At 62.8% G+C, this 16,223-nt stretch carries 11 protein-coding genes; 6 read left to right on the top strand and 5 right to left on the bottom strand.

The features are described from left to right. The first annotated feature begins 68 nt into the window (after positions 1-68). From AC3WLP_RS16365 to mobA, 3 genes are all read left to right on the top strand, one after another. The gene (locus tag AC3WLP_RS16365; RefSeq protein ID WP_088512684.1) at positions 69-1,244 is read left to right on the top strand and encodes an efflux RND transporter periplasmic adaptor subunit; all 1,176 of its coding nucleotides are present in this window, start codon (positions 69-71) and stop codon (positions 1,242-1,244) included. 11 nt (positions 1,245-1,255) lie between these two features. Next, positions 1,256-4,384, top strand: a complete 3,129-nt coding sequence (locus AC3WLP_RS16360) for a multidrug efflux RND transporter permease subunit (RefSeq protein ID WP_088512685.1) — start codon at positions 1,256-1,258, stop codon at positions 4,382-4,384. Positions 4,385-4,445: 61 nt separating this feature from the next. Next, complete coding sequence (mobA, locus tag AC3WLP_RS16355) at positions 4,446-5,021, top strand: molybdenum cofactor guanylyltransferase MobA (RefSeq protein WP_012052165.1); 576 nt, start codon at positions 4,446-4,448, stop codon at positions 5,019-5,021. A 134-nt stretch (positions 5,022-5,155) separates the two neighbouring features. Here mobA and AC3WLP_RS16350 read toward each other — a convergent pair whose 3' ends face one another. The 5 genes from AC3WLP_RS16350 to peaA all read right to left on the bottom strand — a co-directional run bounded on the left by AC3WLP_RS16350 (position 5,156) and on the right by peaA (position 11,486). Beyond that, entirely contained in the window at positions 5,156-6,829 is a 1,674-nt protein-coding gene (locus AC3WLP_RS16350) for a fatty acid CoA ligase family protein (RefSeq protein WP_088512686.1), read from the bottom strand. Between the two features lie 134 nt (positions 6,830-6,963). Beyond that, positions 6,964-8,085, bottom strand: a complete 1,122-nt coding sequence (gene peaD / locus AC3WLP_RS16345; protein ID WP_088512687.1) for a quinohemoprotein amine dehydrogenase subunit beta — start codon at positions 8,083-8,085, stop codon at positions 6,964-6,966. A gap of 31 nt (positions 8,086-8,116) precedes the next feature. Further along, the gene (gene qhpC, locus AC3WLP_RS16340) at positions 8,117-8,440 is read right to left on the bottom strand and encodes a quinohemoprotein amine dehydrogenase subunit gamma (RefSeq protein WP_014590799.1); all 324 of its coding nucleotides are present in this window, start codon (positions 8,438-8,440) and stop codon (positions 8,117-8,119) included. A gap of 1 nt (position 8,441) precedes the next feature. After that, a complete protein-coding gene (gene peaB, locus AC3WLP_RS16335) occupies positions 8,442-9,872 on the bottom strand; it encodes a quinohemoprotein amine dehydrogenase maturation protein (protein ID WP_088512688.1) in 1,431 nt (476 codons plus the stop codon). Between the two features lie 48 nt (positions 9,873-9,920). Further along, positions 9,921-11,486 carry a quinohemoprotein amine dehydrogenase subunit alpha gene (gene peaA, locus AC3WLP_RS16330; RefSeq protein ID WP_088512689.1) on the bottom strand — a complete coding sequence of 522 codons (1,566 nt, stop codon included), beginning with the start codon at positions 11,484-11,486 and terminating at the stop codon, positions 9,921-9,923. A gap of 403 nt (positions 11,487-11,889) precedes the next feature. Here peaA and AC3WLP_RS16325 point away from each other — a divergent pair, with 403 nt between their 5' ends. The 3 genes from AC3WLP_RS16325 to AC3WLP_RS16315 all read left to right on the top strand — a co-directional run bounded on the left by AC3WLP_RS16325 (position 11,890) and on the right by AC3WLP_RS16315 (position 16,182). Beyond that, a complete protein-coding gene (locus AC3WLP_RS16325) occupies positions 11,890-13,383 on the top strand; it encodes an aldehyde dehydrogenase family protein (RefSeq protein WP_088512690.1) in 1,494 nt (497 codons plus the stop codon). A gap of 139 nt (positions 13,384-13,522) precedes the next feature. Further along, a complete protein-coding gene (locus AC3WLP_RS16320) occupies positions 13,523-14,836 on the top strand; it encodes an alginate export family protein (RefSeq protein WP_088512691.1) in 1,314 nt (437 codons plus the stop codon). A 389-nt stretch (positions 14,837-15,225) separates the two neighbouring features. Then, a complete protein-coding gene (locus tag AC3WLP_RS16315) occupies positions 15,226-16,182 on the top strand; it encodes an RHS repeat-associated core domain-containing protein (protein WP_060544951.1) in 957 nt (318 codons plus the stop codon). Positions 16,183-16,223: the final 41 nt, after the last annotated feature.

The raw sequence follows: 16,223 nt of genomic DNA, 5'->3' as shown, positions 1-16,223 counted from the left end.
ACAGGTATTAACAGCCGCCCAGGCAGCGTCTGCCTTAGCATATACACGGTCATCATCGGAAGATCCGCATGCCTACTACCCTCTCCCCGTGCCTGCGCCCGTTGGCGCTCATGGCATTGCTGAGCCTGTCCCTGGCCGGCTGCAGCGACAGCACCGAGCCAGACGACCAGGCCCCCACTGCGCAAGTGCGCGTGGAAACCCTGCAACTGCAGCCACTGGCCATCAGCAGCGAACTCAGCGGCCGTATCCTCGCGCCACGCACCGCCGAAGTGCGTGCGCGGGTCGCAGGCGTGGTGCTCAAGCGGGTGTACCGCGAAGGCAGCGACGTCAAGCAGGGTGATGTACTGTTCCTGATCGACCCGGCACCGTTCAAGGCCGACCACGACAGCGCCCGCGCCACGCTGGCCAAGGCCGAGGCCACCCGGTACCAGGCGCGCCTGCAAGAGCAGCGCTACCGCGAGCTGGTCGACGACAAAGCCGTCAGCCGCCAGGAATACGACAACGCCAAGGCCAGTTTCCTGCAGGCCGATGCCGAAGTGGCCGAAGCCAGGGCGGCGCTGGAGCGCGCCCGGCTGAACCTCGGCTATGCCACTGTGACCGCGCCGATCTCCGGCCGTATCGGCCGCGCCCAGGTCACCGAAGGCGCGCTGGTCGGGCAAAACGAAACCACCCCGCTGGCGACCATCCAGCAACTGGACCCGATCCATGCCGATGTCACCCAGTCTACCCGTGAGCTCAACGCGCTGCGCCGCGCCCTGCGCGCTGGCGAATTGCAGCAGGTGGGCGACGGCCAGGCACGCGCCACGCTGATCCAGGATGACGGCAGCGCCTACCCGCTACCGGGCAAGCTGCTGTTCTCCGACATCAGCGTCGATCCCAGCACCAACCAGATCACCCTGCGCAGCGAGTTCCCCAACCCGGACCTCGACCTGCTGCCTGGCAGCTACGTGCGGGTACGCCTGGAGCAAGCGGTGCAACCCAAGGGCCTGAGCGTGCCGCAACGCGCCATCCTGCGTGACAGCGCCGGTGTGCCGAAGGTGCTGGTGGTAGACCAGCACGCCCGGGTCAGCGACCGCCAGGTTGTACTGGGCAGCGCCCAAGGCGACCGCTGGGTCGTCAGCGAGGGCCTGGCGGCCGGCGAACGGGTGGTGGTCGAAGGCCTGCAGCACGTCAAGGCCGGTGACCAGGTGCAGGTCGACAACGCACCCGCTGCCCCGCCCATCGCACAGCATACCGGCCAGTGAGGGCCTGATTCATGCCGCAATTCTTCATCGATCGCCCGGTATTCGCCTGGGTGGTCGCACTGTTCATCCTGCTGGCCGGCGCGCTGGCCATCCCGCAGCTGCCGGTCGCCCAGTACCCCAACGTGGCACCGCCGCAGGTGGAAATCTACGCCGTGTACCCAGGCGCCTCGGCGGCGACCATGGACGAAAGCGTGGTCGGCCTGATCGAGCAAGAGCTCAATGGCGCCGACAACCTGCTGTACTTCGAGTCGCAGAGCAGCCTGGGCAGCGCCACCATCACCGCCACCTTCGCCCCGGGCACCCACCCGGACCTGGCCCAGGTCGACGTGCAGAACCGCCTGAAGGTGGTCGAGTCGCGCCTGCCACGCCCGGTCACCCAGCAAGGCCTGCAGGTGGAGAAAGTGTCCACCGGCTTCCTGCTGTTGGCCACCCTCACCTCCGAAGACGGCAAACTCGATGAAACCGCGCTGTCGGACATCCTGGCACGTAACGTGATGGACGAAATCCGCCGCCTCAAGGGCGTCGGCAAGGCCCAGTTGTATGGCTCCGAACGCGCCATGCGCATCTGGATCGACCCGCGCAAGCTGATTGGCTTCAACCTCACACCCAACGATGTGGCCGAAGCCATCGCCGCGCAGAACGCCCAGGTGGCCCCTGGCAGCATCGGCGATCTGCCCAGCCGCAGCACCCAGGAAATCACCGCCAACGTGGTGGTCAAAGGCCAGTTGAGCAGCCCCGAAGCGTTTGCTGCCATTGTCCTGCGTGCCAACCCGGACGGCTCCACGGTCACCATCGGGGATGTCGCCCGGGTTGAAATCGGCGCCCAGGAATACCAGTACGGCACGCGCCTGAACGGCAAACCGGCCACGGCCTTCAGCGTGCAGTTGTCACCCGGCGCCAACGCCATGGAAACCGCTACCCTGGTACGGGCGAAGATGCAGGACCTGGCGCGCTACTTCCCGGAAGGCGTCAAGTACGACATCCCCTACGACACCTCGCCGTTCGTCAAGGTGTCGATCGAGCAGGTCATCAACACCCTGTTCGAAGCCATGCTGCTGGTGTTCGCAGTCATGTTCCTGTTCCTGCAGAACCTGCGCTACACACTGATCCCGACCCTGGTCGTGCCAGTGGCATTGATGGGCACCTTCGCCGTGATGCTGGCCATGGGCTTCTCGGTCAATGTGCTGACACTGTTCGGCATGGTACTGGCCATCGGCATTCTGGTCGACGATGCCATTGTGGTGGTGGAGAACGTCGAACGCATCATGGCCGAAGAAGGCTTGCCGCCCAAGGACGCCACACGCAAGGCCATGGGCCAGATCAGCGGTGCAATCGTTGGCATCACGCTGGTGCTGGTGGCGGTATTCCTGCCCATGGCCTTCATGCAAGGCTCGGTGGGGGTGATCTACCAGCAGTTCTCGCTGTCGATGGCGGTGTCGATCCTGTTCTCGGCGTTTCTCGCCCTCAGCCTGACCCCGGCATTGTGCGCCACCTTGCTCAAACCCGTGGCCAAGGGCGAGCACCATGAACGCAAAGGCTTCTTCGGCTGGTTCAATCGCCGCTTCGAACGCATGAGCAACGGCTACCAGCGCTGGGTGGTGCAGGCGCTCAAGCGCAGCGGCCGCTACCTGCTGGTGTACGCGGTGCTGCTGGCGGTGCTGGGCTACGGTTTCAGCCAGCTGCCTACGGCGTTCCTGCCCACCGAAGACCAAGGCTACACCATTACCGACATTCAACTGCCGCCGGGCGCCAGCCGCATGCGCACCGAACAGGTAGCCGCGCAGATCGAGGCGCACAACGCCGAAGAACCGGGCGTGGGCAACACCACCTTGATCCTCGGCTTCAGCTTCTCCGGTAGCGGGCAGAACGCGGCGCTGGCCTTCACCACCCTCAAGGACTGGTCCGAGCGCGGCGCCGACGACAGCGCCCAGTCGATCGCCGACCGCGCGACCATGGCCTTCACCCAGCTCAAGGACGCGATAGCCTATTCGGTGCTGCCGCCCCCCATCGACGGCCTCGGTGAGTCTACCGGTTTCGAATTTCGCCTTCAGGACCGTGGCGGCATGGGCCACGCCGAGCTGATGGCAGCCCGTGACCAGTTGCTCGAAAGCGCCAGCAAAAGCAAGGTGCTGACCAACGTGCGCGAAGCCTCGCTGGCGGAAAGCCCGCAGGTGCAACTGGAAATCGACCGCCGCCAGGCTAATGCACTGGGCGTGTCGTTTGCCGATATCGGCACGGTGCTGGACGTGGCCGTAGGCTCCAGCTACGTCAACGATTTCCCCAACCAGGGCCGTATGCAGCGGGTGGTGGTGCAGGCCGAAGGTGACCAGCGCAGCCAGGTTGAAGACTTGCTGAACATTCACGTGCGCAACGACAGCGGCAAGATGGTGCCACTGGGTGCGTTCGTTCAGGCCAGGTGGGTCAGCGGCCCGGTGCAACTGACCCGCTACAACGGTTACCCGGCGGTGTCGATCTCTGGCGAGCCAGCCGCCGGCTACAGCTCGGGCGAAGCCATGGCCGAAGTCGAGCGGCTGGTGGCGCAGCTACCGGCCGGTACCGGCCTGGAATGGACCGGCCTGTCATTGCAGGAGCGGCTGTCCGGTAGCCAGGCCCCCCTGCTGATGGCGCTGTCGCTGCTGGTGGTGTTCCTGTGCCTGGCTGCGCTGTACGAAAGCTGGTCGATCCCGACTGCGGTGCTGCTGGTCGTTCCGCTCGGCGTGCTCGGTGCGGTGCTGGCGGTGACCTTGCGCGGTATGCCCAACGACGTTTTCTTCAAGGTTGGCCTGATCACGCTGATTGGCCTGTCGGCGAAGAACGCCATCCTGATCATCGAGTTTGCCAAACATCTGGTAGACCAGGGCGTGGACGCCGTCGACGCCGCCGTGCAAGCGGCTCGCCTGCGCCTGCGGCCGATCGTGATGACTTCGCTGGCGTTCATCCTCGGCGTGGTGCCCCTGGCCATCGCCAGCGGCGCAAGCTCTGCCAGCCAGCAAGCGATTGGCACCGGGGTGATCGGCGGCATGCTCAGCGCCACGCTGGCAGTGGTGTTCGTGCCGGTGTTCTTCGTGGTGGTGATGCGCCTGTCCCGGCGACGCCAGGCGCATGACAGCGACGGGCAACCCGTGCCCCGCGAAAGCTGACTGGACAAGCCCCGCGTGAAATGGGAGGGTTCCCGGCAATGACTGCCCGGAACCCTTTTTCATGCCTGATGCACGCCCCCCCTGCTCCATCCTCATTCTCGCCGGTGGCCGCGGCCAGCGCATGGGCGGCCGTGACAAGGGCCTGGTGGACTGGCGAGGCGAGCCGTTAATTGCACATGTTCATCGAGTGGTGCGGCCACTGAGCGACGACCTGGTGATTTCCTGCAATCGCAACCAGGCGGATTACCGGGCATACGCCGACCGGTTGGTGGGCGATGCAGAAGCCGACTTCCCAGGGCCGCTGGCGGGGGTGATTGCCGGGCTCAAGGTGGCACGTCATGGGTGGGTGGTGGTGCTGGCTTGCGATGCGCCGCTGGTTGATCGCGAATTGATCGAGGGCCTGCTGCGGCTGGCAGTGGCCGGTAACAGCGCGGCAATGGTGCGTCAGGGTGGTTTTTGGCAGCCGATGTTCAGCGTACTGCCCAAGCGGGTGTTGCCGGCGCTGGAGCAGGCCTGGGCAGCGGGTGAGCGGAGTTTGCAGAAGGCCTTGCTGCGCGAGGCGGTGCAGGGGCTGGAGTGCGCCGAGAGTGATCGCCGGCTAAGCAACTTCAACAGCCCGGAACGGCTGCAGGACTGAGGGCATGACACCGTTAACACAGGTAGTTCACTGGCCAGCAGGGCCGGCCCTTTAGCGGGTGAACCCGCTCCTACGGGCGACCGCGCAGGATGTTCGAATCTTGAGCAAGGCGTTCACCTTGGGCACGTAAAAGGTCATCTGGCAGACAGCTCTTCAACACTGATCTCGCGCATCCGGAACTTCTGCACCTTGCCCGTAACCGTCATCGGAAACGCGTCGACAAAACGGAAGTACCTGGGCACCTTGAAGTGCGCAATCCTCGCCCTCGCCCACTCACGCAACGCGTCCTCACTGACAGCATGCCCCGGATGCAGCCGCACCCAGGCCACGATCTCTTCACCGTACTTGCTGCACGGCACGCCAATCACCTGCACATCGGCCACCGCCGGATGGGTGAAGAAGAACTCCTCCAGCTCGCGCGGATAAATGTTCTCGCCGCCGCGAATGATCATGTCCTTGCTACGTCCGACAATACGCACATAGCCCTGCTCGTCCATCACCGCCAGGTCGCCGGTGTGCATCCAGCCCTCTGCGTCGATGCTCTCGGCGGTGGCTTTGGGGTTGTTCCAGTAACCCAGCATCACGCTGTAGCCGCGGGTGCACAGTTCGCCGATCTCGCCACGCGGGACAGTGTTGCCTTCGGCGTCCACCACCTTGCTCTCCAGCCGGGGCTGGGTGCGACCGACGCTGGTCACGCGACGCTCCAGGTCGTCAGCGGCACCGGTCTGCAAGGACACCGGGCTGGTCTCGGTCATGCCATAGGCAATCTGCACTTCGGCCATGTGCATCTCGCCAATCACGCGGCGCATCACCTCGATCGGGCAGGTCGCGCCGGCCATGATCCCGGTGCGCAGGCTCGACAGGTCGAACTCTCCACGCTGCGGATGGTCCAGTTCGGCAATGAACATGGTCGGCACGCCATACAGCGCAGTGGCTTTTTCCTGCGCCACTGCCCGCAGCGTGGCCAGCGGGTCGAAGGCATCGCTGGGGTAAATCAGTGCGCTGCCGTGTGTCATGCAGCCAAGGTTGGCCATGACCATGCCGAAGCAGTGGTACAGCGGCACCGGCACCACCAGCCGATCGTGCTCGGTAAGGCCCAGGCTTTCACCGACCATGTACCCGTTGTTGAGGATATTGCTGTGGCTAAGGGTGGCCCCCTTGGGGAAACCGGTGGTGCCTGAGGTGTACTGGATGTTGATCGGATCGTCGCAACGCAGTTGTGCCTGGCGCGCAGCCAGGGCCTCGCCGCTGACAACCTCGGCACGGGCCTGCAATGCGTGCCAAGCCAGGAAGCCCGGCGGTGGCGACAGCGCCAGGCTGACCACGCCACGCAGCTCGGGGAAGCGCTCGCAGATCAGCGCGCCCGGTTGGCCGTTGGCCAGGCCCGGGAGCAGGCCCTGCAGCGTGGCGTGGTAATCGGAGGTCTTGAACGCATCGGCACAGATCACCCAGCGGCAGCCGGACTGGCCAAGGGCGTAGTCCAGTTCGCTGGAACGGTAGGCCGGGTTGATGTTGACCAGGATCGCGCCAACCTTGGCGCTGGCAAACTGGGTAATGCACCACTCGGCGCAGTTGGGTGCCCAGATGCCAAGACGGTCACCGGGCTGCACGCCCAGGGCCATCAGCGCGCGGGCGTGCTGGTCGACGGCGTCGGCCAGTTGCCGCCACGTGTAGCGCAGGGCCTGATGGTGAACCACCAGCGCCTCACGCTCGGGGAAGCGGGCCACGGTGGCGTCGAAGGCGTCGCCGATGCATTGGGTCAGCAGGGGCTTGTCCTGGTTGCCCTGGGTGTAGCTTGGCTGGGGCATGGGCGTTCTCTTGTTGTTCTTGTGTTTTCTGTGCTGGCCTCTTCGCAGGTAAACCCGCTCCTACAAAAACCTCCACCGGCCTCAAATGTGGCGCCGTCCTTTGTAGGTTTACCCGCGAAGAAGCACACACCGGTTTAGCGAACGAACACCTGCGGCGTCGTGGTAGACATGTCACCACCCGGCAACTTGATGTTCTTCACCTTTTCCAGCGTATCTGGGTTGAACACCGCCAGGTCATTGAAGGTGCCGCCCAGGTAAAGCTTGTCGCCCTTCTTGTCGAACGTCACGCAGTAGTAGGTGTGCTCCAGATTAGCCGCCTTGATCAGCTTGCGCTGTTTGATGTCGTACTTGGCCAGGCGGTTGAGCACGCCGTAGATCTGGTTTGGGTCCTTGGGCGAGCGCAGGCCGGTGAAGTACAGCTCGGTCAGATCGGCGAACTCCTGGGTCTGGGTCTTGCCGGTCTTCAGGTCGATGCTCAGGTAGCCATACAGCGGTTCGGCGGTGGCAGGGTCCTGCTTGTCATCCTTGAACCTGGCAATGGTGTACAGCATGGTGAACTCATGGCGCGGGCTCTGGTGCGGCCAGAAGTACAGCACATCCGGGGCGCTGTAGCCTTTGCGGTTCCAGTTGCGCAACGGCAGGGCTACCGAGTATTTGCCGGTCTTCACGTCCATCTTGTAAATGTCCGGCCCGGCAACGTACAGGCTGCCATCGTCGGAGGCGCGCATCAGGTACACCTGGCGCGGCATCGGGAAGGTGCGTACGGGCTTGGCCTGAAGGCCATCGGCGGTGCTGAACACCTCCAGCCGGGGTGGCTTGACCACGTAATGGTCGTTCAGCCTCTGGGTCGGGTTGACCGTGGCATACACCTCTTTGCCGTCTGGGCTGATGGCGAACGAATAGATCGAGCGGCCGACTTCACCGGCTACGCTGGACAGGTTGGCGTGGAAGGTGTTCTTGCAGGTGTCCAGGTCGATGCCGTAGATGTCGCCGTAATGGTTGTTGAGCACGTAGGCGGTGCGGTTGTCCGGCGCCATCATTGCGGTGCCAGGGCCAAACTTGTCCGGCATCCGGCAGCTCTTGTAGACCGTGTCACTGGCCACATCGACCACATGCAGGTTGTTCGGGTAGTTGGTCACGATCATGTATTCGTGGCCAGCCTTGAGTGCCGGGCCAGTGTCGTCGGCCTGTGCCAGCCCGGCGCAAGCCATGGCGGCGATGGTGAGCGCCAATGGCGCGCAGCGTCCAGCTTTCATGCGGTTTCCCCTTGTCATTCTTGTTGGGCCGTCACTTGTCTTTCGGGAACACGGTGCCGAGGTTGCGCCAGTCCTCTGCCGAGTTGGTCGCCTGGGCGTTCCAGTCCTGGTAGGTGCTCATCATGTCCGGCACCTGGGCCGGCCACCAGCAAGGGTCGGAACAACCATAAAGGTCGGCCTCCATCGGCTGGCACAGCGAGCTCACGCCGCCAAAGGCGTCCACCTCCCAGCCGGGGTCGGTAGTGGCCGTGCAGCCGGCCACCGCGCTCATTGCCATCACTTCTTCGACACGGTCTTCGGCGGCGGCCTGCTCCAGGATGCGCGCCTTGTTGTTCAGGGGCTTCAAGTGCTTCATGTCAGTGCGCCTTCCGCGGGGTGATGTAGCGATCGATGAAGGCCGGGTTGGCGGCCATGATGCGGCTGTAGACTTCAATGCCGAAGTCCACCCAGTCGCGCATCAGCTCGCAGTAGTGATACGTCGGGTGCTGCGGGTCGCCGTAGCGCGCATAGCTTTCGTGATAGCAGCCGCCGGAGCACAGGTTGCGGATGCGACAGCTTTCACAGCCGGTGTTGCTGCGGTCCAGGCGCTGCGACAGGAAGTCGTTGAGCTGCGCCTGCTTCACGCCCTGGTGCACGTTACCGAAGGTGGGCAGGCTGGAGCCGGTGAAGCGGTGGCACAGGTTCAACTCACCTTCGTGGTCCACTGCCAGCATCTTCAACCCGGCGCCACACGGCAGGGCCTTCTTGTGGCCTTCGTGGATGTCGGTGATCAGCTGATGCAGGTTGGAGAACCCGATGTTGCGGTGCTCCAGTGCCGCCTCCAAGTAGCGCCGGCCGAGTGCCTTCATGTTGGCGAAGACTTGCACCAGCTCGTCGCCAGTGAGGTTGAAGTCGGCCATGTCGCCAGAGGTAACCGGGGCAAAGCCGACCTCGGCGAAACCCATTTCGTTGAACAGGTGGTTCCAAATGGTTTCAACGTCAGTAATGCCACGGGTCAGCGTAACCCGCGCACCCACTGGCCGGCTGGTGTAGCGCGACAGCAGCAGGTCGGCCTTGCGCCGCACCACGTCATAGGTGCCCTGCCCGCCCACGGTGATACGGTTGCGGTCGTGCACGGTCTTGGGGCCATCGATGCTGATCGACAGGCCAAAACGGTGGACGTTGAGCCAATCGATGATTTCTTCGGTCAGCAAAGTAGCGTTGGTGGTCATGATGAACTCCACCTGCTTGCCCGCTTCGGCGAACCGCCGCTCGCAGTAAGCCACCATGTGTTCGATCAACGGCCGGTTGGACAGCGGTTCGCCACCGAAGAACACCACGCTGTAGCGCTGCTCGTTGGGTGATTCCTTGAGCAGCATCTCCACCGAGGCTTCGGCGGTGGCGGTACTCATCTTCTTGCCGGCGGAAGGCTTGTCCAGGTCTTCCTTGTAGCAATAGGTGCAGCTGAGGTTGCAACCGGTGTTGACGTTGAGCACCACGGTGTTAAGAGCGGTGCGCTCGACTTGCCTGAGGGCGATTTCCGGGGTCAGCGGCGAGCCGTCGCTGACCAGCTCCAGCGCGATCAGCTCGCGCAGGGTGTCCTGGATATCGTCGCCGGCAAACTGCTGGCCAAGGCGCTGCATCAGCTCCTCGGCCGAGCAGCCCTGCTGGCGCAAGGTGTCGATGATGCCGCCGGTCACCGCGTCAGCGGTGAACAGCGAACTGCTGGGGATATGGAACAGCATGCGGTCGGCATCAACCTGTACTTCGTGCAGGTTGCGTTCGACCAAGTTCAGTAGTACGCCCATGGCGACCTCCCGATAATCGATCCGTTGGAAAACCGTTGCAGCCTGCCGTTACGGCAGCGGCGGGTTATTCCAGCGCTGTACGGTGACGATCATGTGCCCTTCGCCGGTCTGGCCACCGTCGGCCAGTGTGGCGATGACCTTCAGGTTACCGGCGTTGTTGGTCATCATCTTGCGCTCAGGGTTGGGCCCGGCACCGCCTGGCACGAACACACCGTCGGCCTGCATCTGCCCGGCGAACTTGACGTCTTCATCCTCGACAGCACGCTCGTTGAACGGCTCGACCTTCCAGCTGGCCGGCAGGTAGCCGATACGCAGCGGCTGGCCATTGGCATCCTTGCCCCAGGCTTCGGCCTCGAAACGCCCCTGCACTTTCGGCACGGAGGCACCGTTCTCGCCAATGCGCGCGATGGAGAACGCCGGCACGACCTTGACTTCATCGACTTTGTCGTAAACCGCCAGGTTCACGCCCTTGAGCGCACCTACCGCCACCTCGCGCAGCCCTGGCCTGGCATCGGCCGCGGCACGGGCCTTGACCCTTACCAGGGTCGGGGTCTGCTCCAGCACTTCGGTCACTTCCACCCCGGCACCCAGGTCCGGCTTGCCAGTCAGGCCACTGCCAACCAGGGTGATTTCGCTTTCACCTCCGGCCTTGATGAACGCCGGTTGTACCGCCAGCAACTGCGCCTTGCCTTCTTTTACGGCGCTGAAGTCCAGGCCGCGCTCATCGTGATCGGCTTCGAACATACGGCCTTTCATTTCGCCATCCAGCGCGGCGAACACCTGGCGCAGGTTGGCATCGCCAACCTTCACATTGCCCCGCCATTCATAACCGTTGTACAGGATGGCCGAGCCGCTGCCGTTGAACGGTGTACCGTCGGCGTAAGCACCCTTGACCTCGACCTTGAAGGTATCGCCCTCTCCGGCCGTGACGCTCATCACCCCACGTACATCGCCCTTGGCCAGCATATGGCCACTGAATGCCCACTGCCCCGGCAGTACGTCCGCCTTGGGTTTGGCCTTCTGCCATTCGTCCCAAACCGCGCTGTCCATCGGGAAGCGCTTGGCAAGGTCCGGCACCACTTGCTGCAGGGCGATCGGCAGCCAGTCGCGGTCACGCGCCTGGGCCTGGTATTCAAGGGACGGCCATTGGCCAAGGTGGAAGTGGACCAGGTGTTCCCACTCCTTGGCCGGGCGCCGTTGCAAGGCGACACGGGCACCCGAGTGGCAACGGCCACAGGTCTCGCTGAGCTGGGTGTCGAAGTGCTCGGCGGTATTGAGCCGACGCTCCATGGCGTAACGCACGCCATCGGTTTCGCTGGGCGCCAGGCCCTGTTTGTCGGCCAGGTATTTGACCAGCGTGCGACGGTCGTCGTCGCTGATCTGAAGGCCATGCATCACCTGCATGCGGGCGATGCTCATCAGCCAGCCTTCCGGCGTCTTGCGCTGGTGGCTGATGCGGCTATAGGTGTCGTTGCCTTCGGGGATATGGCACCCCATGCACTTGTTCTGCAACAGGCTCGGGCCCTGCTCGGCCGCCATGGCCTGGGTGCTCAGCAGCGCGGCGGCGACCAGCGCCAGTTTGCCCGCATGCCGCCGGAGTCGAGTCGTCTTCAAGGTCAGACCTCCACGGTTGTTGTTCTTATCGTTTTCGCACGCTTTGGTACAGCAGGTGTGCATGTGACGGTTGTGATACAGGAACTGTGCCAGTTAGGGTAAAAGCGTTTCCTTTCAACCCTTTAAGCGGTTTTCGGGGCTTGGCCAGGAGCCGGGATGGCCATTTGCAGCGTGCCATTTCGCGACAGGGTGTTTCATGTTGAGACAGGGCCCGCGAAGAGGCCGAACAGCCACTGTTTCACCACCGTCTCACACCGTCTCAATGTGCAACAGCGCAACCTGGCAATCGCAGCCTTGCGCTCAGGCAAAACCCAACGCCCACAACGCTTTGCGGCCATCGGCCCAGGTTGGCACGGCCATTGCGCCAGTGCCCGTCACATCCAATGACAAGAGGCACAGCCCCATGCTTTCCGAACTGCCCATCCTGCCCGCCACCCGCGCCTTTCTCGAACGCAAGCTGAAGATGCGCATCGGTGCCGACTGGCAGGACGCCGCCAGCGGTCGCACCCTGTCGTTCCGCAACCCGGCCACCGGCGAGGTGCTGGGTGAAGTGCCGGCCGCCGAGGCCGAAGATGTCGACCGCGCCGTGCGCGCTGCGCGCCAGGCCTTCGACGACTCGCCCTGGAGCCGCATGCGCCCGCGCGAGCGGCAGAACCTGCTGTGGCGCCTGGCCGACCTGATGGAGCGCGATGCGCGCCAGCTGGCCGAACTGGAATGCCTGAACAATGGCAAGAGCGCCGCCGTGGCCCAGGTGATGGACGTGCAACTGGCCATCGACTTCCTGCGCTATATGGCGGGCTGGGCCACCAAGATCGAGGGTAGCACCGTCGAAGCGTCCATGCCGCTGATGCCTAACGACCAGTTCCACGGCTTCGTGCGCCGCGAGGCAGTGGGCGTGGTTGGCGCCATCGTTGCCTGGAACTTCCCACTGCTGCTGGCCTGCTGGAAGCTCGGCCCGGCACTGGCCACCGGCTGCACCGTGGTGCTCAAGCCTGCCGATGAAACCCCACTGAGCGTGCTCAAGCTGGCCGAGCTGGTCGACGAGGCCGGCTACCCGGCCGGCGTGTTCAACGTGGTTACCGGTACTGGCCTGAACGCCGGCGCCGCGCTCAGCCGCCACCCCGGCGTAGACAAACTGACCTTCACCGGCTCCACCGAGGTCGGCAAGCTGATCGGCAAGGCGGCCATGGACAACATGACCCGCGTCACCCTGGAACTGGGCGGCAAATCGCCGACCATCGTCATGCCCGACGCCAACCTGCAGGAGGCCGCAGCCGGTGCGGCCACGGCGATCTTCTTCAACCAGGGCCAGGTGTGCTGCGCCGGCTCGCGGCTGTACGTGCACCGCAAGCACTTCGACAACGTGGTGGCAGACATTGCCAGCATCGCCAATGGCATGACGCTGGGCAGCGGGTTGGACCCTGCGGTGCAGATGGGCCCGCTGATCTCGGCCAAGCAGCAGGACCGTGTCACCGGCTACATCGAACTTGGCCGCGAAATGGGCGCCACCATCGCCTGCGGGGGTGAAAGTTTCGGGCCTGGCTACTTCGTCAAGCCGACGGTGATTGTCGATGTGGACCAGCGTCACCGCCTGGTACAGGAAGAAATCTTCGGGCCGGTACTGGTGGCGATGCCATTCGATGACATCGACGAAGTGATCGGCATGGCCAACGACAATCCCTACGGCCTGGGTGCAAGTATCTGGTCCAACGACCTGGCCGCCGTGCACCGCATGATCCCGCGCATCAAGTCCGGCTCGGTGTGGGTCAACTGCCACAGCGCGCTGGACCCGGCGCTGCCGTTTGGTGGCTACAAGATGTCTGGCGTTGGTCGTGAGATGGGCTCAGCGGCCATCGAGCACTACACCGAGCTGAAATCGGTGTTGATCAAGCTCTGATCCTTTCTCCTGTACCGGCCTCTTCGCGGGTAAACCCGCTCCTACACCCGGTATCACGTGCCTTGTGGGCGCGAACTCACCCGCGAAGAGGCCGGTACAGGCGACACAAAAACAACAATAAAAACCATGGAGCAAACCCATGAGGCACACACTCGCCTGCACATTGGCCCTGCTGTTAACCGTCCCCGCCAGCCAAGCCTACGAGCTGTACAACCACGATGGCACCACCCTTAACGCCAACCTCGAAGCCCTGTTCGGCGTCTTCCACAGCGACGAAAGCTTCAACCAGGCCGGCAACCGCCAACCCGGCAGCACCGCCTGGCAGGAAGGCTACGTCAAATACGGCCTCAGCGGCAGCCAGACCCTGGCCGATAGCGGCACCCTCTACGGGGCCTTCAGCCTGCTCAGTTCCGCCACCTGGGGCGATGGCGACGCCGCCGGCCTGACCTTGGGCGACGAACGCCGTACCGCCATCGAAGACTTGTACCTGGGCTGGCGCTCGGCCAACCTGTTCCCGGCGCTGGGCGAAGATGGCGTGGACATTTCCGGTGGCCGCCAGGTCGTCACCCTGGGTGATGGTTTTCTGATCCAGGGTGACCCGGTCAACCTGGGCAAGGTCGACCTGGGGGCCAACTTCGATCGCGGCGGTGCCTACTACCTGGCCGCACGCAAGGCCTTCGACCGCACCGCCGTGCTGCGCCTGGGTGGCAACCAGGGCTGGCGCGGTGACCTGATGTGGTTGAAGTCCGACAACCATTACCAGGCCGACACTTCCCTGGCGGTCGCCAACCTGGAGCACGTCGCCGATACCGGTACCGTCGGCCTGAGCTGGATCCGCGGCCTCGACGTGGACCAGCGCTACGCGCAGATCATGGGCCTGGAACACCGCGACGGCATGGACACCGCCAGCCTGCGCGGGCGCGGCAACCTGGGCGTCAAAGACCTGGAGCTGGCCGCCGAGTACGTGACCCAGGACAAGACCGGCGGGCGCGAGAATGCCTGGTACCTGGAGGGCAGCTGGACCTTCTCCCAACTGCCCTGGTCACCCACCACCACCTACCGCTACAGCCGCTTCTCCGAAGGCTTCGACCCACTGTTCTATGGCCTCAGCCGGGGTTACGGCACCTGGTTCCAGGGTGAAGTGGCAGCCAACTATGCCGGGCCGTTCAACAAGAACAGCCAAGTGCACCATGTAGCGCTGAAGGGCAAGCCACGGGACAACCTGACCGTCGGCGCGCTGTACTTCGACTTCGACACGCTGGACACCGACCAGGGCAACCTTGGCGGGCGCGAGTTGGATCTGTATGTGGAATGGATGGTCAACGACCACTTGCTGATCAGCCCGGTGGTGGGGTTCTACAAGCCGGAGCGCAGTGCGGCCAATGGCGGTACGCAGCTGGGTGGGCGGGATACCGGGACTTACCTGCAATTGATTGTCGGGACCTTTTTCTGATTAGAAATCCCGGGCCGCTTTGCGGCCCATCAGCACATCTGCCAAACCAGGCGCTCAAGCGTAATGGCTCGCCAATTTTTTGCTCATACTTTTCATCTTGCAGTACCTGACCGGCACACCGCGAGGAAGCCCCCCATATATTGGGTAATACGCTCGTGGTCCGCCTTGTCGCGCCCAGACTTTAATATCTTCGGGCAATGTAGGTAGCAATTTAACACTCGACAATCAACCGGGGTGAATGTATTGATCGAGCCACGAACGAGTGGGGTCTGAGCTTCAGCAAGCAATGCCTCCATAGACCCTGTCAATTTTGCCAGTAGCTTCTTGTCTCTCAAGCTGCACATCATTCATCTCCCATGGATGATTTTCTGAGAGAACCGGAGATTGACATGAGATTTTTTTATCAAGGCGCACATCAACATAGCTGCATCGAGAAAACCACTGCCCGTACAGCTTTTCGCCAGGGCGAGCAACTGCTCGCACTGCAGCAATCAGGTTTGCTGCCGCGTACATCGTTAATGCCAACAGACGTGGCCAACTCCGTTTTTGAACATGAACGCAGAGCTATCGCCTATTCCCCTTATGGCCATGACGGACTGAAAAACCCCATCCATTTCGGATTCAAAGGAGAATACCGCGATACACTCACGGGAAATTATCTTCTGGGCAACGGCTACAGGCTATACAATCCGGTTATTATGCGATTCCAAAGTCCCGATCATGATGCTCCATTCGATCGGGGTGGAATTAATGCCTATACCTACGTGTTGGGCGACCCCATAAACTTACGAGACCCTTCTGGGCATCAACCCATCGGTATCGGAAAAATAGCCTTTAGCTATGAAGGCTGGGCTGCGAGGTTGGATGATCTTGCAGTTTTCTGGACCTCGGACTTGTCAAGTCCCACCGGGCTCGTCTTGAACATCTACGGGCATGGAGCACCAGGAAAAATTCAGATGAGTCGGGGTAACCTGATATCGGGTACCAAGATGCTAGCGGCCCTCAACGATGAGCTGGGCATCGATGCTTCCCAACAACCCATCCATCTAATCTCCTGTTACTCTGCAAACCGTCCTCATGGCGGTGGACTTTCGATGATGGAACAACTCATGAACAAGACTCAATCATCTGTGACGGGATATCAGGGCCCCGTACACGTCCGTGAGGTGTATACCCCTGACCGCTATGCAATCGAAATTGTCGAGTCCAACACTTTCAAGCCAGGCTCAGAAAACCATAAGAAATTTCTCTACCATCCGGTGACAATTTCTCCAGGCAATACGGAGGCCTTAGCTCTTCATCCCAGGGATAATTACTCATTAAGCAATAACATCAGACGGCTGTAAGAGTGAACGTGCCCCCCCATGACCCAAACCTCAAGTGCGGT

The sequence above is a fragment of the Pseudomonas sp. FW305-E2 genome (assembly GCF_058782925.1).
This window is presented reverse-complemented; position numbering and strand designations above follow the sequence as displayed.

What these genes read in the sequence shown, in the direction of transcription:
- peaD (WP_088512687.1), bottom strand. Translation starts at nt 8,085, where the DNA reads ATGAAAGCTGGACGCTGCGCGCCATTGGCGCTCACCATCGCCGCCATG.
- AC3WLP_RS16360 (WP_088512685.1), top strand. Translation starts at nt 1,256, where the DNA reads ATGCCGCAATTCTTCATCGATCGCCCGGTATTCGCCTGGGTGGTCGCA.
- AC3WLP_RS16325 (WP_088512690.1), top strand. Translation starts at nt 11,890, where the DNA reads ATGCTTTCCGAACTGCCCATCCTGCCCGCCACCCGCGCCTTTCTCGAA.
- mobA (WP_012052165.1), top strand. Translation starts at nt 4,446, where the DNA reads ATGCCTGATGCACGCCCCCCCTGCTCCATCCTCATTCTCGCCGGTGGC.
- qhpC (WP_014590799.1), bottom strand. Translation starts at nt 8,440, where the DNA reads ATGAAGCACTTGAAGCCCCTGAACAACAAGGCGCGCATCCTGGAGCAG.
- AC3WLP_RS16350 (WP_088512686.1), bottom strand. Translation starts at nt 6,829, where the DNA reads ATGCCCCAGCCAAGCTACACCCAGGGCAACCAGGACAAGCCCCTGCTG.
- AC3WLP_RS16365 (WP_088512684.1), top strand. Translation starts at nt 69, where the DNA reads ATGCCTACTACCCTCTCCCCGTGCCTGCGCCCGTTGGCGCTCATGGCA.
- AC3WLP_RS16315 (WP_060544951.1), top strand. Translation starts at nt 15,226, where the DNA reads ATGAGATTTTTTTATCAAGGCGCACATCAACATAGCTGCATCGAGAAA.
- peaB (WP_088512688.1), bottom strand. Translation starts at nt 9,872, where the DNA reads ATGGGCGTACTACTGAACTTGGTCGAACGCAACCTGCACGAAGTACAG.
- AC3WLP_RS16320 (WP_088512691.1), top strand. Translation starts at nt 13,523, where the DNA reads ATGAGGCACACACTCGCCTGCACATTGGCCCTGCTGTTAACCGTCCCC.